The sequence below is a fragment of the Variovorax sp. 10N412 genome (assembly GCF_056394985.1).
In genome coordinates this window covers 18,012-38,846 of sequence record NZ_JBFTIO010000021.1, presented here as the reverse complement: position 1 = coordinate 38,846, position 20,835 = coordinate 18,012, and the positions used below count along the sequence as shown (strand labels likewise).

Genomic DNA, 20,835 nt, shown 5'->3' with positions numbered 1-20,835 from the left:
TTCACTCATTACCCGCCGCGACTGTTTTGGCCATCCTGGTCGGCCGTGCCTTCGCCATGCAGCGCGACGATCAGCGAGCGCAGCCACGTGATGGCCGGGTCCTTGTGAAATCGGCCATGCCAGAACAGGTTGATCGCAATCTCGGGCAGCTTGGCCGGGTGACGGATGTAGGAAAGGCCGAAAGGCCCCGCCAGCGCCTGGGCGAGCCGTTCAGGCACGGTCGCCACCAGGTCCGAGTCATGAAGGATGTGGCCCACCGCCACATAGTGCGGAACCGTGAGGACCACCTTTCGCAGCACCTTCTTGCGCCCGAGGATTTCGTCGGCATTGCCGTGCCCCGTGCCCGCCGAGATCACGACGACGTGATCGGCCGCGGAGAACTCGCTCAATGACACCGTCCTCTTGTCCAGGGGGTGCCCCCGCCGGAACATGCAAACGTAGTGCTGCTTGAACAGCCGGCGCTGAAAGTACCCCGCCTTGAGCTGCGGCAACAAGCCGATCGCCAGGTCCACATGCCCTGCTTCCATCTCGTCCTGCAGGTTCACGGCCGTGTTGCGAACGGTGCTGATCGACACGAGGGGCGCGACCCGTGCCACTTCCTTCATCAGCTTGGGCAGGAAGTAGATCTCGCCGATGTCGGTCATGCCCACCGTGAAGGCGCGCTTCGACGTCGTCGGGTCGAAGGAGGCCTTCTGGTTGATGGCCGCGTGGATGACCTGCAATGCCGTCGCGGTGGGCCCCGCGAGCTGCTGCGCGTATGGCGTCGGCTCCATGCCGTCGGGCGTTCGCAGGAACAGCGGGTCATCGGTGAGCTTGCGCAGGCGTGCCAGTGCGTTGCTCACTCCCGGCTGCGACAGGCCGAGGCTGCTGGCCACCTTCGAGACGCGCCGGTCGACGAGCAATTGCTGGAAAACGACCAGAAGGTTGAGGTCGATGTCCTTGAGCTCCATGGCGCCTCACATTCGCAGAATCAATTTGAACTATTGCTCATATTCTATTGAGCGATGTGAGTGGAAGGGAGATCATTGCCGCACCCACAAGACGCTGCCCTCCCCTGAGGCAGCACAGGAGACACACCACATGGATGACACATCGGCCGTCTTCCCCCAGAAGATCCACTGGGAAAACCAGGGCACCAGCCGGATCCCCTTCATGGCCTACACCGAGGCCGACCAGCATCGGCAAGAGCTGGAACGCCTCTTCTATCGCAACCACTGGTGCTACGTCGGCCTCGAAGCCGAGGTTCCGCAGGTCGGGGACTTCACCCGCACGGTCGTCGGCGAACGCTCCGTGATCATGGTGCGCGACGCCGAGGATTCCATCAGCGTCGTCGAGAACGTGTGCGCTCACCGAGGCATGCAGTTCTGCCGCGAACGCCATGGCAACCGCAAGGCGCAGGGGTTCACCTGCCCGTATCACCAATGGAACTACGCCCTCACCGGCGACCTGCAGGGGGTTCCTTTCCGGCGGGGCGTCAAGCAGGACGGCAAGGTCAACGGCGGGATGCCCGCCGACTTCAAGCCGGCCGAGCATGGCCTGAACAAGCTCAGAGTCGCAACACGCGGAGGTGTGGTCTTTGCATCCTTCGACCCGGAGGTCGAATCGCTCGAAGACTTCATGGGGCCGGAGATCCTGGGTTACTTCGATCGGCTGTTCAACGGCCGGAAGCTGACCATTCTTGGCTACAACCGCCAGCGCATTCCGGGCAACTGGAAGTTGATGCAGGAGAACATCAAGGACCCGTACCACCCGGGCCTGCTGCACACGTGGTTCGTCACCTTCGGCCTCTGGCGTGCGGACAACAAGTCCGAGCTTCGAATGGACCGGCACCATCGCCATGCCGCCATGATTTCGACGCGCGGCGCGAGCGGCAAGGCCGACGAGGTCACCCAGGTCTCGAGCTTCAAGGAGAGCATGCAGCTCAACGACCCCCGCTTCCTCGACATCGTGCAGGAGCCTTGGTGGGGCGGACCGACCGCTGTGATGATGACGCTGTTCCCGAGCGTGATCTTCCAGCAGCAGGTCAACAGCGTCTCCACGCGCCATATCCAGCCGAGCGGCCCCGGTGCCTTCGACTTCGTATGGACCCACTTCGGGTTCGAGGACGACACCGAAGAAATGACGCAGCGCCGGCTGCGTCAGGCCAACCTCTTCGGACCCGCCGGATTCGTGTCCGCGGACGATGGTGAAGTGATCGAGCTGTCGCAAAAGGGTTTCGAGCAGAAACCTTTTCATCGCACGCTCGCCGAGCTTGGCGGACGCGAGGTCGGCGACACGGACCACATGGTCACCGAGACCCTGATACGGGGCATGTACGCGTACTGGCGCAAGGTGATGGAGGCTTGACGTGGACTTCAAGGACTACTTCGAGCTGTCCCAGCTCTACGCCAGCTACGCCCAGGCCGTCAGCTCCAGCCAATGGGAACTCTGGCCCGAATTCTTCACGGAAGACTGCACCTACCGGCTGCAGCCCAGAGAAAACTACGACCGTGGCTTTCCACTGGCGACGCTGTCGTTCGAGAGCAAGGGAATGCTCAAGGACCGCGTCTACGGGATTCGAGAAACCCTGTTTCACGACCCGTACTACCAGCGCCACGTCGTCGGCGCGCCGGTGGTTCTGAAAGCCGAAGCCGACCGCATCGAGTCGGAAGCCAACTACGCGGTATTCCGCACCAAGCTCTCCGAGCTGTCGACCGTCTTCAGTGTCGGGCGCTACATCGACGTCGTCGTGCGGACCGAACACGGGCTGAAGTTCGCTTCGCGCCAGGTCATCTACGACAGCGAAATGATCCCGAACTCCGTCATCTATCCGTTGTAAGGCCACCCATGAGCGATTCCGAATTCCAATGGACCGATGCGGCACCGGTCGATGACGTTCCTGCAGACGATGTCGTGGGCATGCGCGTCGACGGACGCGACATCGCCCTGTACAGCGTGGACGGCCAGATCTATGCGACCGACAACCTCTGCACCCACGGACATGCCCGCCTGTGCGAGGGCTTTCTGGAGGGGCACGAGATCGAGTGCCCGCTGCACCAGGGCAAGTTCGACGTGCGCAACGGCGCACCGACGTGCGCTCCCGTGACGGAAGCCATCCGCTCCTATCCGGTGAAGATCGAAGGCGGCCGGGTGTTCCTTTCGCTGGGCTGATTCGAATGCATGGCAATGCTCGCGCACCGGTCGCAGACTTACCGTTCCTCGGCGGTCCGGAGGCCCCATGAGTGATCGGACGATCGTGATCGTGGGCGGTGGCCAGGCCGGAGGACTGGCTGCGCAGACGCTGCGCAGCGAGGGCTTCGAGGGCCGGGTGGTGCTGATCGGGAACGAGCCTCATCGCCCCTACGAAAGGCCTCCCCTTTCCAAGGCGGTGCTCGCGGGCGATGCGCATGCGGACACGACCTGCCTTCAGAAGCCGGAAGCCTTCGATGCGCTGAAGCTCGACTGGCGCCCCGATGTCAGCGCCACGCGCATCGACAGGACCGCCAGGCAGTTGCACCTGAGCCGCGGCGAGCCGATTCGCTACGACAGCTTGATCCTGTGCACCGGAGGCCGCGCGCGCCGCCTGGCCATCCCCGGCGCCGATCTGCCTGGCGTCTTCACGCTGCGCAGCATCGGCGATGCGGCAGCGCTCGGTGCGGCGCTCGTCCCCGGAAAGCGGCTGCTGGTCGTGGGTGGAGGATGGATCGGCCTGGAGGTCGCGGCAACCGCCCGGAAGAAGGGCCTGGACGTCACGGTCGTCGAGGCCATGAACAGGCTGTGCGAGCGCACGGTGCCTGAGGAGATTTCCGACTACCTGCTGCGGCTTCACACCGCGCATGGCGTTCAGGTCGAGCTGGGTGCGGGGATCGAGCAGCTGGCCCAGGGGCCCGGCGAAGAATTGACGGCGACCCTCGGCGACGGACGAAGGCTCGCTTGCGACGTGGTTCTTTTCGGCGTCGGGTTGATCGCGAACGATGAACTCGCACGCGAAGCGGGCCTGGCATGCGAAGGCGGCGTGCGGGTCGATTCCCAGTGCCGCACCTCGGACCCGGACATCCTAGCCGCCGGCGACGTCGCGGTGTGGCACTGCGACCGGGCCGGGCGCCGCATGCGACTGGAGTCCTGGCAGAACGCCCAGGAGCAAGGGATCGCGGCCGCACGCGCCGCGCTGGGCACCGCGGTGAACCATCAGCCGCTGCCGTGGTTCTGGTCCGACCAGTACGACGTCAACCTGCAGATCTTCGGCGTGCCGACTCCCAAGCACCAGGTGGTCATGCGCGGCGACGCGGACTCCAACAGCTTCGTGCTGTTCTTCCTCGATGGGGACCAAGTCGCCGCGGCAATGGGGCCGAACGCGGCGCGCGACCTGCGTTTTGCGCGACGCCTGATCGAGCGCCGCACGCGCGTCGACGTCCAACAGCTCGCCGACCTCCAGGTCCCTCTGTCCAGGCTCTGACCTTCGACAACGGCCGAGCGGCTCTTCATCGAAGTCGTCGTGGGCTCGGGGGTATCGACACCCCCAAGCTCCTCATGCTCGGCAGCATCGGCGACGAAGCGCAGTTGCACCCGCCGACCCTTGCACGAGCCACGCTGCCGGGCCACCGCCGGCGCCCTCGCCTGTCGCCTCAGCGATTGCGCCACGGCGCGCTTGCCCCGATGCTGCCGCATGACCTCACCCACGACACCCTTCAGCGACACCCCCGCCCTCTGCGGCCCGCTGCGCAAGCCGCGCCAGATGCTCAACGACCAGAACTACGACGGCCACAAGTCCATCCACGACGACAGCATGGCCGAGGGCCTGGGCCTGCGCGCCGGCCCCATCGAAGGGCCGACGCATTTCAGCCAGTTCGATCCGCTGCTGTTCGACGTCTTCGGCAAGGCCTGGTTCGAGACCGGCTGCATCAGCGCGCACTACCAGAACATGGTGGTCGAGGGCGAAGAGGTGCGCGCCTTCGTGCAGCGGCCCGCGCCCGGCGAGCGCTTCGTGCGCCTGTGGGCAGAGAAGCGCGACGGCATGCCGGTGCTCACGGGCTCGGCCTCGGTGGGCGACGCCGCCAGCCTGCCGCATGAACTGGAGCAGCGCATCGCCAAGCTGCGTCCGGCCGCCGGCCTGGTCATCAACCGCGACCTGAAGGTCGGCTAGCGCGGCGCCGTGACCGAAAACGTGCGCATGGGCTTCGACCAGCACATGGGCAACTACTACCCGTTCAGCCTGGCCGACAAGCTGCAGGTCATCACCGAGCCGAGCCCCTGGTACACGCCTGAAGGCGCCACCGGCTCGCCATGGGGCCGCGCCATCATTCCTTTCGAGATGATCTCCGTGCTGCTGGGCAGCACCGTCGGCGAGGCGGGCTTCAAGGGGCTCGGGCCGGCCGTAGGGCTGTTCGCGGGGCAGCAGATCCGGCTGCTCAAGGGCCCGCTGTTCGTCGATCATCCGTACACGCTGGAGCGCGAAATCATCGCGCTGAGCGAGAGCGCGCGCACCGAGTCGTGCTGGGTGCGCACCCGCGTCTACGACGGCCAGCCCGGGGCGGCGCGCGAGCCGCTGGCCGAGATGATCCTCAACGGCGCGGTGCTGAAAGCCTCCTACGCGAACTACGAGGCCGAGGCGCGCGAACTGGGCCTTGCTGCCTGACGGCACAGGTCGACTGCCCTGCGCAACTGCGGGCTCGCAATCGACGAGAAGCCGTGGTGCATGCGTGCATTCACTCGCTGCACGACAGGGCCGGATCTGCTGGAACAGGTCCGTGACGATCTGCGCCGAGCAGCTTCCCGACGCGGCTGAATGAGCAGCTCGTTGCCTGCTTACACCGCATGCAGGCGCGTCACCAGGCTGCTGCTGGCCTTGCGCAGCGCAGGCAGGAAGGTTTCGCGCACCTCCGCCAGTGTCATGCGCTCCGCACGCACCGCGATGCTCATCGCCGCCGTCACCTCGCCCGAGCGGTCCCGCACAGGCACGGCCATCGAGCGCACGCCGAGTTCGAGCTCGCCGTCGTTGCTGGCGTAGCCCTCCTCGCGGCAGCGCGCAATGAGCGCCAGCACCTCTCCGGCATCGGTGACCGTGCGTGCGGTCAGGCGCGGGCGAGGCATGGCGCGCACGCGCCGCGCGGCCTCCTCGGGCGGCAGGCCCGCGAGCAGCACGCGCCCCAGCGCCGCGCAATAGGCCGGCAGCCGCGAGCCGATGCCCAGCCCCGTGCTCAGGCTGCGCCGCGCGGTGGAGCGCGCGATGATGATCGCGTCGTCGCCCTGCAGCATGCCGAGCGACGCCGACTCTCGCGTGCGCTCCGACAGCGCGTCGAGCAGCGGCTGCGCCAGCGAGGGCGCGGGCCGCGACGCGAGGTACGCATGCGCCACCAGCAGCGCCTTCGGCAGCATCCAGAAGCGCTTTCCGTCGCTGTCCAGGTAGCCCAGCGTCTGCAGCGTGAGCAGCGAGCGCCGCGCCGAGGCCGGCGAGCTCTGCGTGAGACCGCCCACTTCCGACACGGTGAGGCGGCTGTGCTGACGGCCGAAGCAGGTCAGCACGTCGAGGCCCTTTTGCAGCGAGGCCACGAAATTCTTGTCGGGCGGCGCTTCCGCTCCTGGGGCAATGCTCTGATTTTTGCGCATTGCGCAAATCTAGCTTGTTGCGCCCCGGCTGCAAAGTGACACTGGAATCCCCTCGACGCACGAAGAACACGGAGACAGCCAATGTTCCAGACCATCGCCCGGCGCATGCGCGCCCTGCCGGCTTGCGCCTGCCTGATCGGCCTTGCCGCACTCGCAGGCCAGGCCCATGCACAGAACGACAACAAGATCGCACGCCTCGTCGTGCCCTTTCCGGCCGGCGGCACCGCCGACATCCTGCCGCGCGTGGTGGCCGACAAGCTGCGCGACCTGTACCCGGCCGGCGTGGTGGTCGAGAACCGCACCGGCGCCGGCGGCAACATCGGCGCGGACGTGGTGTTCCGCGCCGAGCCCGACGGCAAGACGCTGCTGGCCTCGCCGCCCGCGCCCATCGCCATCAACCAGCACCTCTACAAGAAGCTCGGCTTCGACCCGGCGCGCTGGGTGCCGGTGACGGTGCTGGCCACCGTGCCCAACGTGCTGGTGGTGAACCCGAAGCTGCCGGTGCACAACGTGACCGAGTTCATCGCCTACCTCAAGGCGAACCCCGGCAAGGTGAGCTTTGCCTCCCAAGGCAACGGCACCACGTCGCACCTCACGGCCAGCATGTTCATGCAGCTCACGGGCACCGAGATGACGCATGTGCCGTACAAGGGCACCGCGCCCGCGCTGGTCGACCTGATCGGCGGGCAGGTGGACGTGTTCTTCGACAATATCTCCTCGTCGCTGCAGTTCGAGCGCACCGGCAAGGTCCGCATCCTCGCGGTGGCCGACGAGCAGCGTTCCAAGGCGCTGCCCAACGTGCCCACCTTCGCCGAGCAGAAGCTGCCCGCCATGAACGCGGTGACGTGGTTCGCCGTGGTCGCCCCGCCGGGCACGCCGCCCGCCACCGTTGCGGCGACGCAGAAGGCGATGGCCGCCGCGCTCGCGCTGCCCGACGTGAAGCAGAAGTTCGCCGAACAGGGCGCCGAGCCGCGCGGCTGGGACAGCGAGCGCACCGGCCAGTTCATCCAGGCCGAGTCGGCCAAGTGGCACAAGGTCATCCAGGCCGCCAAGGTCACCATGGAATAAGCGAGTTCCTCATGCACGACGACATCCAATCCCAACCCGTCCACTGGTCCGGCCCCGGCCTCACGCGCATCCCGTTCGCGGTGTACAGCGACGCGCAGCTCGCCGCCGACGAGCAGGTCCGCATCTTCCGCGGCGAGGTCTGGAACTACCTTTGCCTGGAGGCCGAGCTGGCCGACGCAGGCAGCTACCGCACCACCTTCGCAGGCGAGACGCCGGTGGTGGTGGTGCGCGACGACGACGGCGAGATCTACGCCTTCGAGAACCGTTGCGCGCACCGCGGCGCGCTGATCGCGCTCGAGAAGTCGGGCCGCAGCGACAACTTCCAGTGCGTGTACCACGCGTGGAGCTACAACCGCCAGGGCGACCTGACCGGCGTGGCCTTCGAGAAGGGCGTGAAGGGCCAGGGCGGCATGCCCGCGAGCTTCTGCAAGGAAGCGCACGGCCCGCGCAAGCTGCGCGTCGCGAGCTTCTGCGGCCTGGTCTTCGGCAGCTTCAGCGACGAGGTGCCGTCGATCGAGGAGTACCTCGGCGACGAGATCTGCCAGCGCATCGAACGCGTGCTGCACAAGCCGGTGGAGGTCATCGGCCGCTTCACGCAGGCGCTGCCAAACAACTGGAAGCTCTACGTCGAGAACGTCAAGGACAGCTACCACGCCAGCCTGCTGCACATGTTCTTCACCACCTTCGAGCTCAACCGCCTGTCGCAGAAAGGCGGCGTGGTCGTCGACGAGAGCGGCGGCCACCATGTGAGCTATTCGATGATCGACGCGGCGGCCGAAAAGGACGCGTCGTACAAGGAGCAGGCGCTTCGCTCCGACAACGACCGCTATCGCCTGAAAGACCCGAGCGTGCTGGCCGGCTTCAAGGAGTACGACGACGGCGTGACCCTGCAGATCCTGTCGGTGTTCCCCGGCTTCGTGCTGCAGCAGATCCAGAACTGCCTGGCCGTGCGCCAGGTGCTGCCCAAGGGCACGGCGCGCACCGAACTCAACTGGACCTACATCGGCTACGCCGACGACACGCCCGAGCAGCGCAAGGTGCGCCTGAAGCAGTCGAACCTCGTGGGGCCTGCGGGCTTCATCTCGATGGAAGACGGCGCGGTCGGCGGTTTCGTGCAGCGCGGCATTGCCGGCGCGGCCGAGCACGAGGCCGTGGTCGAGATGGGCGGCGACACGGCCGTCTCCGGCGAGGGCCGCGCCACCGAGGCCTCGGTGCGCGGTTTCTGGAAAGCCTACCGCCGGCACATGGGCGCCTGAGCCACCGAAGAAGAACGAGGACACCCCATGATCGACCTGCTGGCGCTGTGCGCCTTCAACGCGGCCTACGCCGACGCCATCGACAGCGATGCGCTGGAGCAATGGCCCGGCTTCTTCACCGAAGACTGCCACTACCGCATCACGCACATCGAGAACGAGCGCGAGGGCCTGCCGGCCGGCATCGTCTATGCCGACTCGCGCGCCATGCTCGAAGACCGCATCGCGGCGCTGCGCGAAGCCAACATCTACGAACGCCAGCGCTACCGGCACCTGCTGGGCATGCCGCTGCTGCACAAGGCCGGGGCCGACTCCGCCGAGGCGCGCACGCCCTTCTTGGTGGCACGCATCATGGCCACGGGGCAGACCGAGGTGTTCGCCACCGGCGTCTACCAGGACCGCTTCGTGCGGCAGGACGGACAGCTGCGCCTGCAATCGCGCGTGGCCGTGTGCGACAGCACCGTCACCGACACCCTGCTTGCGCTGCCGCTGTGACCATGCACACCCGTTCACTGAGGCTGGCACTGGCGGCCGGCGACCCCAACGGCATCGGCCCGGAGATCGCGCTGAAGGCGCTCGCCGCGCTGCCCGTCACCGAGCGCGCGCGCATCACGCTCTATGGACCGACCAGCGTGTTCGAACGCACCGCGGCGCAACTGGGCCTGGATGCGCTGTTGCGCGATGTGCGGTGCGTCGGCGCGGGCGACTTGCCCGCGAGCGCGGCGGTCCCCGGTCGCATCGATGCGGCGGCGGGCGCATCGGCGGTCGCCTCGGCCACCGCCGCGCTGCAGGCCTGCCGGCGCGGCGAGGTCGATGCCGTGGTGGCCTGCCCGCACCACGAGACCGCGATCCACCAGGCCGGCATCGCCTTCAGCGGCTACCCGTCGCTGGTCGCGCGCGTGTGCGGCGTGCCCGAGGACCGCGTGTTCCTCATGCTGGTCGGCGGCGGACTGCGCATCGTGCATGCCACGCTGCACGAAAGCGTTCGCACCGCGCTCGACCGGCTGACCCCGGCGCTCGTGGCGAGCGCGGTGCGTGCAGGCGCACAGGCCTGTGCACTGCTGGGCGTGAACGACCCTTCGATCGGCGTGTTCGGCATCAACCCGCACGCTTCGGAAGGCGGACTGTTCGGGCCGGAAGACGCGGCCATCGTCGTGCCGGCCGTCCAGGCGCTTCGCGCCGAGGGCCTGCGCGTGAGCGGCCCCGCCGGCGCGGACATGCTGCTGGCACAACATGGGCACGGCGGCCACGACCTCTACGTCGCGATGCTGCACGACCAGGGTCATATTCCCGTCAAGCTGCTGGCGCCCCAGGCCGCCAGCGCACTCAGCATCGGCGCCGATGCGCTGCTGTCGAGCGTCGGACACGGCAGCGCCATGGACATCGCAGGGAAGGGCATCGCCGACCCGCAGGCCGTGCTGCGCACGATCGCACTGCTGTCGGGGGGACGGTCATGAGCCATCGCATCGCGATTGCGGGCAGCGACATCGCCTTCGAATGCGCCGGCGACGAGAGCGTGCTCGATGCGGCCGCACGCGCCGGCGTCGAGCTGCCGTACTCGTGCCGCAAGGGCGTCTGCGGCAACTGCGCCGGCTCGGTGGTTCAGGGCGAGGTGGATGCCGTCGGCCACGGCGCCATCGTCAACGAGACCTGCCTGCCCGGCCAGGTGCTGTTCTGCATGTGCGCGCCGCGCGGCGACATCGAGATCGCACCGCTGGCGGTGCGCCGCATCGACCCCGCCGCACGCAAGCGCTTCAGGGCGAAGGTGTTCCGCAACGACCTGGCCGCGCCCGACGTGTCGGTGCTGCAACTTCGCCTGCCCGCGGGGCAGCGCGCCAAGTTCAGGGCCGGGCAGTACCTGCAGCTCACGCTGCCCGACGGCAGCACGCGCAGCTACTCCATGGCCAACGCGCCGCACGAGAGCGACGCCGTCACGCTGCATGTGCGGCACGTGCCGGGCGGCGCCTTCAGCGCGCGCGTGCCCCGGCTCGCGGCCGGCGAGCTGCTGGACATCGAGCTGCCGTTCGGCGCGTTCTCGCTGCAGGAGGAGCAGACGCGGCCGGTGGTGTTCGTGGCGGGCGGCACCGGTTTCGCGCCGGTGAAGTCCATCCTCGACGACATGCTCAAGCGCCGCATCGACCGGCCCGTCACCCTGATCTGGGCGGCGCGGCAGGCCGACGGCATCTACCTGCGGCCCGCGGTCGCGCGCTGGCAGAAGCAATGGCCGCGGATGCGCTTCATATCGGCGCTGAGCGCCGACGGCGCAGCCGGCACCGACGACTTTGCAGGCCGCGCCGACGAAGCCCTGCTGGCCGCATGCCCCGACCTGCGCGGGCACGAGCTGTACTGCTGCGGATCGCCAGCCATGGTGAATGCCGTGCGGGACGCAGCGCTGTGGCATCGCGGGCTCGAAGCGCGCGACTTCCATTCCGACGTGTTCGTCGAAGGACCCGCGCACACCGCCTGAAGACAGGCATCGCGGGCCTATGGGTGTTCCTTCTCGACGAGAAAATCGATCAGGGTGCGCACGGCCTGCGTCTGGTAGCGGCTAGGAACGTAGAGCAGGAATTTCCGCGTGGACAAGAAGTCGAGGTCGCCCTCCTTCAGCGCCAGGCGTTGCATCTCTCCTCTTTCGATGGGCGCCTGCACCATGTAGTCGGGCACCAGCCCGACGCCCAGCCCTTGCACGACCGCATCGCAGAGAAAGTGAAAGTTGGCGGAAATCAGCCGGGGCCGTGTCCGCAATGACCGGTGCCCGCCCGCCTGCACCCCCGCCATGCTCAGGCGCTCGCCGGTCTGCGGCGAGGTGATTAGCGGCAATTGCTTCAGCGCTTCGAGGCTCGTCGGCATTCCGTGCCGCGCGATGAACGACGCGGTCGCGCAGGCCACGTAGCGCACGCGCCCCAGCTCTCTGGCAACCAGGTGTGCCGGCGGCTCTGCCATGACGCGCACTGCGAAATCGACCGAGCCCTTCACCAGTTCCTCGATGTCGTTGTCGAAGATCACATGCAGCGTGATCTCCGGATGCCGCTCCATGAACTCCGCCAGCCAGCCCGACATGCGCAACTGACCGTAGCCGCTGGGCACGCTGAGCCGAATCATTCCCTGCAAGCCCTTGCCGAGGCTGCTCACGGCTTCGGCCGCGGCCTTCACCTCGTGACGCACGGCGCGACCGTGCGCGTAGAGCTTCATGCCCAGCTCGGTGGGCTCCAGCTGGCGCGTGGTGCGCCTCAGCAGCTGCGCGCCGAGTTCACGCTCGAAGCGGTTGATCCGCTGGCTCACGTTGGCCCGGCTCATGCCGAGCATGGCGGCCGCCTTGCTCAGGTTGCCCGCCTCGATGATGTCGACCAGCAGGCCCAGGGCTTGAACATCCATTGTCAATTCCAGATTTACACAAACGTCATAAATGTCGCACGATTGTCAATTCCCTCCTGCGGACGAATAATCGCGCATCCCCGGCCCCCGTCCGAACGCATCGCAAGGTCCTCTTGCGACCGCTGTCCTTCTTCGCTCGTCTTTCGCCCGTTCGCTCGCCCCCATGCCCCAAGCCGCCCCTGTCCAGCCCCTGGCTGGCCTTCGTGTTCTCGACCTGTCCCGCGTGCTCGCGGGCCCGATGTGCGCCATGGCGCTGGCCGACCTCGGCGCCGACGTCATCAAGGTCGAGCACCCCAGCCGCGGCGACGACACGCGCGACTGGGGCGTGCGCGTGGGTGCGAAGAACACCTCGTACTTCAACAGCGCGAACCGCAACAAGCGATCCGTCACCATCGACCTGCAGTCCCCCGCCGGTGTGCAGATCGCGCGCGAACTCGCCGAGAAATCGGACGTGGTCATCGAGAACTTCAAGGTCGGCGGCGCCGACAAGCTGGGCCTGGGCTACGGGCAGCTGAGCGCATCGAACCCCCGCCTGGTCTATTGCTCCATCTCCGGCTATGCGCGAAGCACATCGGAGGCGCAGCGCCCCGGCTACGACCTGCTGGTGCAGGGCGAGGCCGGCATCATGGCCATGAATGGCGAGGCGGGCCAGGGCCCGCTGAAGTTCGGCGTGGCGGCCGTCGACATGTTCACCGGCATGTACGCGGGCCAGGCCATCCTCGCCGCGCTGTACGAGCGCCACACCACCGGACGCGGGCGCCATGTGCAGATGGCGTTGTACGACTGCGGCCTGATGATCACCTCGTACTACGGCATGGAGGCCCTGCTGAAGGCCGGCGATCCGCCCAAGTTCGGCAACGCGCATCCTTCGATCGTTCCCTACGGCGTCTTCGATGCCGCGGACGGCCCTGTGGTCATCACCGTGGGCAACAACGGCCAGTTCGTGCGCTTCTGCCAGCAGATCGTCGGCCACCCCGAATGGGCCGCCGACCCGCGCTTCGCCACCAACACCGACCGCTCGGCCAACCGCGAGATCCTTCTGCCCCTGGTGCGGGAAGCCTTGCGCGGGTTCAGCCGCCGCGACCTGCTGGCCCGACTCACCGAAGCCGGCATCCCCTGCGGCGAAGTGCTCGGCATGTACGAGGCACTGACTTCGCAGCGGACGAGCCAGGCGAACCTGCTGCACCACTTCGACGATTCGCAGGCAGGGCAGCAAACCGTGCTGGCGCCCCCCTACGTGATGGACGGCGAGCGCACGCCCGTGCGCCGGCCTCCTCCGCACCTGGGGCAGCACACGGACGAGGTACTGCGCGAGGTGCTGGCCATGGACGAGCAGGCCATCGCCGCGGCACGCGCGCAGCAGGCGATCTGAATCGCCGAAAAAAACGAATCCATCCTTCAACGAGTCAGAAGACATGAACCAAGCTCACATCACTCGCCGGCATCTGCTGGCCACGGGCGCCGCCGGCGCGCTCTCCACGCTCGGCCTGCCGGGCTTCGCCGCCGACGCCGCATGGCCGGCCAAGATCGTCAAGATGGTCGTGGCCTTCCCCGCCGGCGGCCCGACCGACACCGCCGCGCGCATCACGTCGCAGAAGCTCGGCGAACGCCTGGGCACGTCGATCATGGTGGACAACCGCCCGGGTGCGTCCGGCTCCATCGGCACTGCCCAGTTCATCAAGTCGCCGGCCGACGGCAACACGCTGTCGATGTTCGGCATGCCGGCGCTGCTGGCACCGTTGCTGTACAAGAACGGCGCCTACGACGTGGAGAAAGACTTCATGTGCGTCGCCACCGTGTACGACCTGCCCATGGCCATCGTCGTCAACCCGACGCTGATGCCGGGCGTCGATTCGCTGCAAAGCCTCATCGCCCATGCCAAAGCCGCGAAGACGCCGCTGAACTACACCAGCTCGGGTGCGGGCAGCTTCGGCCACCTGGCCATGGAGCAGCTGAAGGACCTGGGCGGTTTCGACATGCAGCACGTGCCCTACCGCGGCAGCGCGCCGGCTGTGACCGACCTGCTGGGCGGCCAGCTCGGCGTGATGTTCGCGGACGTGGTGGCGGCCCTGCCGCACATCAAGTCCGGCAAGCTGCGCGCCATTGCCGTCAGTTCGCCGCGCGGCAACGTGCTGCTGCCGGGCGTGAAGACGGTGTCGGCCCAGGGCTTCCCCAAGTTCGACTTCGATTCGTGGGGCGGCCTCATCGCACCGCTGGGCACGCCCGCGTCCGTGGTGGCTCGCATCAACAAGGAGCTCGCCGACATCCTTGCCAAGGACAAGGACGTGCAGGACAAGCTGGTCCACGCCGGCGCCATTGCCGCGTACCAGCCCGCCGAGGCCATGCGCAAGCGGCTGTCCGCGGACGCCGCGCGCTGGACCAAGGTCGCCAAGGACAAGAACATCAGCGCTGTTTGAGCATGAACGGCGCGAACGTCGGCGCGCGCCGTGAAAATGCAGGCATGCTTTCCCCTCCTCCCAGCAATTCCGAGCGAGTGCAGTCCATGGCGGCAAGCCTTGGCTGCACCGTCGGCGTCTACGCTGCGCCCTCCGGCCCCGCGCACCCCGCGCTTCTGGGCAGCGCCACCAGCTTTTCGGCAACGCTGGTCGAATTCGGCGCCCGTTTCGACCCGCAGGAAAAGATCTATCTTTTCTCGAACTGGCCCACGCTGGAGGCCGCGTTGCGGCACGTGCTGGACCAGCGCCAAGCGGCTCGCTGACCGGGGCTTCTGCCCGGCGCTTCTGCCTGGCGCCCGCTACGCGGCGCTTTCTCCCGCGCATCGGGCGGCTCGCCTACGGCAGGGCCCCGCGTTCCGGCATACAACTGCGGCGAATACCGATGGCGCGCCGCATGTCCGAGGCGCAGAGTCAGAGCCTGACTCAAGAGGTCGTGCGCCACGAGCATGGCGAATCCAGGAGAGTTTCGTGCCCAACCCGCAAGTCCACGCCGGACTGTTGCTGCTCATTTCGAGAGGCGCCCTCCCGGCCTTGCTGTTGGCCGCCGGTTTGACTTCACAGCCATGCCTTGCCGATCCGGGCCACGATGGCATCGACGCGGCACTGCAGCGCGAGGCCGACTACCGCGTGATTGCGGCCCGATGCGGCACCCCGGCCTTCGAAAAGCAATTCTTCAAGCAGTCGAAGGCGGCTGTCGCCGGCGGGCTCGTAGAGGGTCTCCAGAACGCCGGGGCGGCAGAAAAGCAAATAGAGGCGCGGCGGCGCAACCCCTTGCAACTCGTCGCCACGAGTGCCGATTGCAGCGAAAGACTGGCTTTTCTGAAGACGGTGCAGCAACAGCGTGCCAAGGAAGTGCGCACCGGCCGCCGCTAGGCCACCCGCCCTGGCGGCCGAGCAGCCCGACATCGGAAAGCGTCGCTCCAGGCCCTCGGATTCGTCGCCGCCACGGGCCATGTGACCCGACAGGACGTGGCCCTCGCCTACAGGCAGTGCGCCGGCGTTCCCCTACAACCGGTTGCATGAAAGACCGGCGCCACCTCATCGAACTCATTCAAGGCTTGTCGAAGCAGGAGGGCACGCAGCAGCCCACGCCCGAAGAATGGCTGCGTGAACAGGACGAAAAATCGCGGAACATCACACCGCCCGTCGCGGACACCGCCACAGCACGCGCCCCCGTGGATGCTGGCGAGGGCTCCGAAGACAATCCTGAGCTCTAGCAAGGCATTTCACCCGCACCCCATGCTCAAAATCCACCACCTCGGCCACTCCCAATCCGAACGCGTCGTCTGGCTCTGCGAAGAGTTGGACATTCCGTACGAGCTTCGGCACTACACACGCGATCCAGTGACCGTGCTCTCGCCGCCCGAGTTCAAGGCGCTGCATCCGCTGGGCGCGGCGCCGGTGATCGAAGACGGCGACGTGCTGCTGGCCGAGTCGGCCGCCATCGTCGAGTACATCATCGTCAAGCATGGAGGCGGCCGCCTCAAGCCCGGGCCGGAATATCCGGACTACGCCGCCTTTCTCTACTGGTTCCATTTTTCCAACGGCAACCTGCAACCGGCCATCGGTCGCCTCATGATGATGAGCCGGGCGAAGCTTGCCGCGGACCATCCGGTGCTGGTGTCGGTGCAGGGCAGGCTCGACCGGGTGCTGGCGCTCGTGGAGGCACGGCTGGGCGAAGCCACCTGGCTCGCGGGCAGCGAGTTCACCGCGGCCGACATCATGAGCGTGTTCTCGTTCACCACGATGCGGCTGTTCCAGCCGATCGACCTGGCGCCTTATCCGAACATCCGCGCCTACCTGCAGCGCATCGGCGAGCGGCCGGCCTATCGCCGTGCGATGGCCAAGGGGGACCCGGACCTGGTGCCGATGCTGGACTGACGCGGCGGGCGCGGGAGGCGGCCGATCACGCTCGCTCGACCCACTGCGCGCGCCAGTCGGGGGCATCGAAGGGGTCTGCGAAGTATTGCGTCTCGCGCGCAACCTTGATGCCTCGGAACTCCATGATGCTCACGGTGTACGCGCGCTTGCCGCCGTAGTCGATCGTGTACTCCGTGATCCACAAGCTGCCTTCCCCCGCGATCCGGCGAACCGTGAAGCCCGAGGGCTTGCCGGGGTGATGGCTGCGAAGCGCCTGCAGGTTGTGGCGACCGTGGATGACCTCGCCCGACTGCGGATACATGCACACGGCATCGTCGTGATAGATCTCATGCTCGGCCACCTGATCGCCCGCGGCGGAAGCCAGCCAATGCCGCTCGACGGCCATCCGGATGTTCTGCTCTTCCATGATCGACCTCCATGCGCATCGGCTGGCTTGCGGCACAAATGCCTGGTGACAGGCTGGCTCTGGCGACTGTAGCCCCGTGCGTCGCGTGCGCAAAGGCCCCGATGCCGATGCCGTCGCCGTGCGAAGCCGCCCTAAACTGCCCGCATGACCGCACCAGCCATCGACACGCAAAGCCACTTCAATGATTCGCAAGCGGTGTCCAGCTACGCCGACAAGGCCCGCCGACTGGTGCCGGGCTGGTCCGACCTGCAGAAGATGGCCGCCCTCCTCGTGGCCGAGCGCGCACCGGCGCACGCCGATGTGCTGGTCGTCGGCGCGGGCCGCGGTGTAGAGCTGAAGGCTTTCGCGCAGGCCTACCCGCAATGGCGCTTCGTCGGTGTCGATCCGGCGAAGTCGATGCTCGAGCTGGCGCAAGAAGCGCTCGGACCGCTGATGGAACGCGCCCAGCTTCACCACGGCTACGTAGACACCGCGCCCGCCGGCCCGTTCGATGCGGCGACCTGCCTGCTGACGATGCACTTCATTGCGGTCGACGAGCGCAGGCGCACATTGACGCAGATCCGCCGGCGCCTGAAGCCGGGGGCGCCTTTCGTCATGGCCCACATGAGCTTCCCGCAGGCGCCGGCGGAACGCGCGCTGTGGCTTTCGCGTTACGCGGCGTTCGCCATGTCGTCCGGTGTCGATGCGCAAGCTGCTCGCAACGCGGCGACCGCGATCGGCGAAAGACTGCCGGTGATCGGCCCCGACGATGAAGAGGCGCTGCTCGCGGAGGCCGGCTTCGGCCAGGCTCAACTGTTCTACGCCGGCTTGGCCTTCCGCGGCTGGGTAGCGTATGCCTGACATGCCATGGGCGGCGGGCACGCAGCGCGGCGCCGGCCGCAGGGCAGAATCCCTGCTCGCCGCGCCGGTCGGCCTCCCTTCCCCATGCCGCCCACTTCGCCAGAACCGCTGATCGTTCCGCGCCCGCGCATGCGCCGCCGCGCGCTGGCAAGCTGGGCCGCCGCCCTCGCGCTGGCCCTGCTGCTGATCGGCCTGGCCGCCCAGTGGGCCGGCATGCGCGAAGCCAGCTTCCAGGCCGACTCGATCCGCCGCGCCATGGAAGTCCATGTGCTGGGCCTGCGCGACTCGGCCGGGAAGTACAACTACCTGCCGTTCACCACCGGCCTGCACCCCGAAGTGCTGGCCGCACTGGCCCACCCGCGGGACGCCGCCGTGCAGCAGCGCGCCAACCTCTACATCGAGGAGGTGAACCGCCAGGCGGGCTCCGACGCGCTGTACCTCAGCGACCTGAACGGCACGACGCTCGCGGCCAGCAACTGGGCCACGCCGCAGAGCTTCGTGGGCGAGTCGTATGCCAACCGGCCCTACTTCATCGACGCGCGCGCGGGGCGCGGCGGCATGTTCTACGGCGTGGGCCAGACCACGGGCGAGCCGGGACTGTTCATCTCGGCGCCGGTGCGCGCGGGCGGCAGCGAGGTGCTGGGGGTGGTCACCGTCAAGGTCAGCCTGCGCCAGTTGCAGGAGGCCTGGGCCTTCGTGCGCGACCCGATCCTGCTGACCGACGCGCGCGGCGTGGTGTTCCTGAGCTCGGTGCCCTCGTGGCTGTACCAGACCACGCGCGACATTGCGCCGGGCGAACTCGACCGCATGCGGCGCGACCAGCAATACGGCGGGCGCACCAGCTTCCCGCCGCTGCCGTGGAAAGTGGAGCGCAGCGACGACCAGCCCGGCTACCTGGTGCGCACCGACATCGCCGGCAAGCCGCGCCGCTTCCTGGCCGTCGACGAGCCCCTTCCCGACCTGGGCTGGACGCTCACGGTGATGGCCGACCACGCCGAGGTCACCCGTGCCCGCGAGCGCGCCTGGATGCTCGGCCTGCTGTGCGCCGGCGTGCTGCTGCTGGGCGGGCTGTACTGGCAGTTGCGCGAGCGCCGTTTCGCCGAGCAGCGCGATGCGCGGCGCGACCTGGAGCTGCGCGTGCGCGAGCGCACCCACGCGCTGGACGAGGCGCACGCCTTCCGCAAGGCGATGGAAGACTCGCTGCTGGTCGGCATGCGCGCGCGCGACCGCGAAGGCCGCATCACCTACGTCAACCCGGCCTTCTGCGACATGACCGGCTACGGCGCCGACGAGCTGCTCGGCAAGCTGCCGCCCTACCCCTACTGGCACCCGAACGACGTCACGCAGCACTGGCAGCACTACGACGCCATGATGAGCGGCCAGCCCGCGCGCTCGGGCTTCGAGTCGCGCCTGCGGCACCGGGACGGGCACGAGGTGATCACCATGGTCTACACCGCGCCGCTGATCGACGCCGGCGGCGCGCACAGCGGCTGGATGAGCTCGGTGGTCGACATCACCGAGCAGAAGCGCGCCGAGCTGCGCCAGCGCCAGAACGACGAACAACTGCAGCACGCGCAGCGCCTGGCCAGCCTGGGCGAGATGGCTTCCACCCTGGCCCACGAACTGAACCAGCCGCTGATGGCGCTGAGCAACTTCGCGAGCGCGGCCAAGGCCTTCGCGGAGCAGGGCAACCAGCAGCTGCTGGTGAGCAGCCTGGACGAGACCATGGCGCAGGCCCAGCGCAGCGCCGAGATCGTGCGGCGCATTCGCGGCTTCGTGCGCCAGCGCACGGTGGGCACCGAAGACTGCGCGGTAAGCGCGCTGGTGGCCAACGCACTGGCGCTGCTGCAGGGCGAAATGCGCCAGCGCCAGGCGCGCGCCGAGGTGCACATGCCCGCGAGCCTGCCCCCGGTGCGCGGCGACCGCGTGCTGCTGGAGCAGGTGCTGCTCAACCTGGTCTCCAACAGCCTGCAGGCCATGCAGGCCACGCCACCCGAGCAGCGTGTGGTGGAAATCGACGCCGAGCTGCTCGACGGCCGCGTGCACATCCGCGTGGCCGACCATGGGCCCGGCATCGACGCCGCGCTGGCCGAGCAGGTGTTCGCGCCCTTCTTCACCACCAAGGCCGGCGGGCTGGGGCTGGGCCTGAATATCTGCCGCACCATCGTGGAGGCCCACCGGGGCCGGCTGTCCTTTGCCGACCGGCCCGGCGGCGGCACCGTATTCACCCTTGCGCTGGAGATCTCACCGCCATGACCGCAGCCCATGCCATCGCTCCCCTGGCCAACAACCTCTGCGTGGTGGACGACGACGAGGCCGTGCGCCGCTCGCTCGGCCTGCTGCTGCTGTCGCGCGGCTACGCGGTGCAGACCTTTGCGTCGGGCGAGGCCTTTCTGGCGGGCGCCGATCTGCAGCGCCCCGGCTGCGTCGTGCTCGACCTGCGCATGGAAGGCGTGAGCGGCCTGCAGGTGTTCGACGCGCTGCGCGCGCAGGACAGCCCGCTGGTCGTCATCTTTCTTTCGGGGCACGGCGACATCCCCATGGCCGTGGAGGCCGTGCAGAACGGCGCCTTCGGCTGGCTGGAGAAGCCCTGCAACGACGAGCGCCTGCTCGACAGCATTGCCCGGGCCCTGCAGCAGGCCGGAGACATTGCGGTGCGCCGCCAGGCCCGACAGGCCGCGCAGGCCCTGTGGAGCAAGCTCACCCCGCGCGAGATGCAGGTGGCGCGGCTGGTGGCCGAGGGCAAGCCGAACAAGCAGATCGCCCTGGAGCTCGCGCCGCTGGAGCAGCGCACGGTGGAAACCCATCGGGCGCATGTGTTCGGCAAGCTGGGGCTGTCGAACAGCCATCAGCTGGACCGGTTCCTGCGGGAGCATGGCCTTTGAGCGCTCGACCCCTTCCATTCGCACACCTGAACCCATGCCCACGGAAAACACCCCAGCAACCCGCTCGCTCATTGGATCCGCGCTGA

Annotated in this window: 24 protein-coding genes; 20 read left to right on the top strand and 4 right to left on the bottom strand. The window is 67.9% G+C overall.

Annotated elements, in window-relative coordinates:
* Positions 1 to 8: 8 nt before the first annotated feature.
* Complete coding sequence (locus AC1DJH_RS29930; RefSeq protein ID WP_478188181.1) at positions 9 to 950, bottom strand: LysR family transcriptional regulator; 942 nt, start codon at positions 948 to 950, stop codon at positions 9 to 11.
* A 130-nt stretch (positions 951 to 1,080) separates the two neighbouring features.
* On the opposite strand from AC1DJH_RS29930, the gene AC1DJH_RS29925 reads away from it, so the two are divergent.
* From AC1DJH_RS29925 to AC1DJH_RS29900, 6 genes are all read left to right on the top strand, one after another.
* Positions 1,081 to 2,346, top strand: coding sequence for an aromatic ring-hydroxylating dioxygenase subunit alpha (locus tag AC1DJH_RS29925; RefSeq protein ID WP_478188180.1), 1,266 nt, complete (start codon positions 1,081 to 1,083; stop codon positions 2,344 to 2,346).
* Between the two features lies 1 nt (position 2,347).
* Positions 2,348 to 2,818 carry an aromatic-ring-hydroxylating dioxygenase subunit beta gene (locus AC1DJH_RS29920; protein WP_478188179.1) on the top strand — a complete coding sequence of 157 codons (471 nt, stop codon included), beginning with the start codon at positions 2,348 to 2,350 and terminating at the stop codon, positions 2,816 to 2,818.
* Positions 2,819 to 2,826: 8 nt separating this feature from the next.
* On the top strand, positions 2,827 to 3,150 hold the full coding sequence (locus tag AC1DJH_RS29915; RefSeq protein WP_478188178.1) for a non-heme iron oxygenase ferredoxin subunit: 324 nt from the start codon (positions 2,827 to 2,829) through the stop codon (positions 3,148 to 3,150).
* Positions 3,151 to 3,217: 67 nt separating this feature from the next.
* Positions 3,218 to 4,435: an NAD(P)/FAD-dependent oxidoreductase gene (locus AC1DJH_RS29910; protein WP_478188177.1), complete on the top strand. Its 1,218-nt coding sequence runs from the start codon at positions 3,218 to 3,220 to the stop codon at positions 4,433 to 4,435.
* 210 nt (positions 4,436 to 4,645) lie between these two features.
* Complete coding sequence (locus AC1DJH_RS29905; RefSeq protein ID WP_478188176.1) at positions 4,646 to 5,122, top strand: hypothetical protein; 477 nt, start codon at positions 4,646 to 4,648, stop codon at positions 5,120 to 5,122.
* 9 nt (positions 5,123 to 5,131) lie between these two features.
* Positions 5,132 to 5,614, top strand: a complete 483-nt coding sequence (locus AC1DJH_RS29900; RefSeq protein ID WP_478188175.1) for a hypothetical protein — start codon at positions 5,132 to 5,134, stop codon at positions 5,612 to 5,614.
* A gap of 170 nt (positions 5,615 to 5,784) precedes the next feature.
* On the opposite strand, the gene AC1DJH_RS29895 is transcribed toward AC1DJH_RS29900, so the two are convergent.
* A complete protein-coding gene (locus tag AC1DJH_RS29895; RefSeq protein WP_478188174.1) occupies positions 5,785 to 6,585 on the bottom strand; it encodes an IclR family transcriptional regulator domain-containing protein in 801 nt (266 codons plus the stop codon).
* A gap of 81 nt (positions 6,586 to 6,666) precedes the next feature.
* Between AC1DJH_RS29895 and AC1DJH_RS29890 the strand changes: the two genes are divergently transcribed.
* The 5 genes from AC1DJH_RS29890 to AC1DJH_RS29870 are packed head-to-tail and all read left to right on the top strand — an operon-like array spanning position 6,667 to position 11,373.
* The gene (locus AC1DJH_RS29890) at positions 6,667 to 7,653 is read left to right on the top strand and encodes a Bug family tripartite tricarboxylate transporter substrate binding protein (RefSeq protein ID WP_478188173.1); all 987 of its coding nucleotides are present in this window, start codon (positions 6,667 to 6,669) and stop codon (positions 7,651 to 7,653) included.
* 11 nt (positions 7,654 to 7,664) lie between these two features.
* Complete coding sequence (locus AC1DJH_RS29885; protein ID WP_478188172.1) at positions 7,665 to 8,909, top strand: Rieske 2Fe-2S domain-containing protein; 1,245 nt, start codon at positions 7,665 to 7,667, stop codon at positions 8,907 to 8,909.
* Positions 8,910 to 8,936: 27 nt separating this feature from the next.
* Positions 8,937 to 9,401 carry an aromatic-ring-hydroxylating dioxygenase subunit beta gene (locus AC1DJH_RS29880; protein ID WP_478188171.1) on the top strand — a complete coding sequence of 155 codons (465 nt, stop codon included), beginning with the start codon at positions 8,937 to 8,939 and terminating at the stop codon, positions 9,399 to 9,401.
* Between the two features lie 2 nt (positions 9,402 to 9,403).
* On the top strand, positions 9,404 to 10,363 hold the full coding sequence (locus AC1DJH_RS29875; protein WP_472124626.1) for a PdxA family dehydrogenase: 960 nt from the start codon (positions 9,404 to 9,406) through the stop codon (positions 10,361 to 10,363).
* Positions 10,360 to 11,373 carry a 2Fe-2S iron-sulfur cluster-binding protein gene (locus tag AC1DJH_RS29870; RefSeq protein ID WP_478188170.1) on the top strand — a complete coding sequence of 338 codons (1,014 nt, stop codon included), beginning with the start codon at positions 10,360 to 10,362 and terminating at the stop codon, positions 11,371 to 11,373. The genes AC1DJH_RS29875 and AC1DJH_RS29870 overlap by 4 nt, the downstream gene beginning before the upstream one ends.
* Before the next feature lie 17 nt (positions 11,374 to 11,390).
* On the opposite strand, the gene AC1DJH_RS29865 is transcribed toward AC1DJH_RS29870, so the two are convergent.
* Entirely contained in the window at positions 11,391 to 12,281 is an 891-nt protein-coding gene (locus AC1DJH_RS29865) for a LysR family transcriptional regulator (protein WP_472124621.1), read from the bottom strand.
* 163 nt (positions 12,282 to 12,444) lie between these two features.
* Here AC1DJH_RS29865 and AC1DJH_RS29860 point away from each other — a divergent pair, with 163 nt between their 5' ends.
* The 6 genes from AC1DJH_RS29860 to AC1DJH_RS29835 all read left to right on the top strand — a co-directional run bounded on the left by AC1DJH_RS29860 (position 12,445) and on the right by AC1DJH_RS29835 (position 16,618).
* Complete coding sequence (locus AC1DJH_RS29860; protein ID WP_478188169.1) at positions 12,445 to 13,653, top strand: CaiB/BaiF CoA transferase family protein; 1,209 nt, start codon at positions 12,445 to 12,447, stop codon at positions 13,651 to 13,653.
* A gap of 43 nt (positions 13,654 to 13,696) precedes the next feature.
* Positions 13,697 to 14,698, top strand: a complete 1,002-nt coding sequence (locus AC1DJH_RS29855; protein ID WP_478188168.1) for a Bug family tripartite tricarboxylate transporter substrate binding protein — start codon at positions 13,697 to 13,699, stop codon at positions 14,696 to 14,698.
* Positions 14,699 to 14,700: 2 nt separating this feature from the next.
* Positions 14,701 to 15,000, top strand: coding sequence for a hypothetical protein (locus AC1DJH_RS29850; protein ID WP_478188167.1), 300 nt, complete (start codon positions 14,701 to 14,703; stop codon positions 14,998 to 15,000).
* A 205-nt stretch (positions 15,001 to 15,205) separates the two neighbouring features.
* Complete coding sequence (locus AC1DJH_RS29845; protein WP_478188166.1) at positions 15,206 to 15,610, top strand: hypothetical protein; 405 nt, start codon at positions 15,206 to 15,208, stop codon at positions 15,608 to 15,610.
* Between the two features lie 146 nt (positions 15,611 to 15,756).
* On the top strand, positions 15,757 to 15,954 hold the full coding sequence (locus AC1DJH_RS29840; protein ID WP_472124606.1) for a hypothetical protein: 198 nt from the start codon (positions 15,757 to 15,759) through the stop codon (positions 15,952 to 15,954).
* 22 nt (positions 15,955 to 15,976) lie between these two features.
* Entirely contained in the window at positions 15,977 to 16,618 is a 642-nt protein-coding gene (locus AC1DJH_RS29835) for a glutathione S-transferase family protein (RefSeq protein ID WP_478188165.1), read from the top strand.
* A gap of 25 nt (positions 16,619 to 16,643) precedes the next feature.
* On the opposite strand, the gene AC1DJH_RS29830 is transcribed toward AC1DJH_RS29835, so the two are convergent.
* Positions 16,644 to 17,024, bottom strand: coding sequence for a nuclear transport factor 2 family protein (locus AC1DJH_RS29830; RefSeq protein ID WP_478188164.1), 381 nt, complete (start codon positions 17,022 to 17,024; stop codon positions 16,644 to 16,646).
* Positions 17,025 to 17,168: 144 nt separating this feature from the next.
* On the opposite strand from AC1DJH_RS29830, the gene AC1DJH_RS29825 reads away from it, so the two are divergent.
* The 3 genes from AC1DJH_RS29825 (at position 17,169) to AC1DJH_RS29815 (ending at position 20,749) form a co-directional block, all read left to right on the top strand.
* Complete coding sequence (locus AC1DJH_RS29825) at positions 17,169 to 17,864, top strand: class I SAM-dependent methyltransferase (RefSeq protein WP_478188163.1); 696 nt, start codon at positions 17,169 to 17,171, stop codon at positions 17,862 to 17,864.
* 84 nt (positions 17,865 to 17,948) lie between these two features.
* A complete protein-coding gene (locus tag AC1DJH_RS29820; protein WP_478188162.1) occupies positions 17,949 to 20,120 on the top strand; it encodes a sensor histidine kinase in 2,172 nt (723 codons plus the stop codon).
* A 14-nt stretch (positions 20,121 to 20,134) separates the two neighbouring features.
* Positions 20,135 to 20,749, top strand: coding sequence for a response regulator transcription factor (locus AC1DJH_RS29815; protein WP_478188241.1), 615 nt, complete (start codon positions 20,135 to 20,137; stop codon positions 20,747 to 20,749).
* Positions 20,750 to 20,835: the final 86 nt, after the last annotated feature.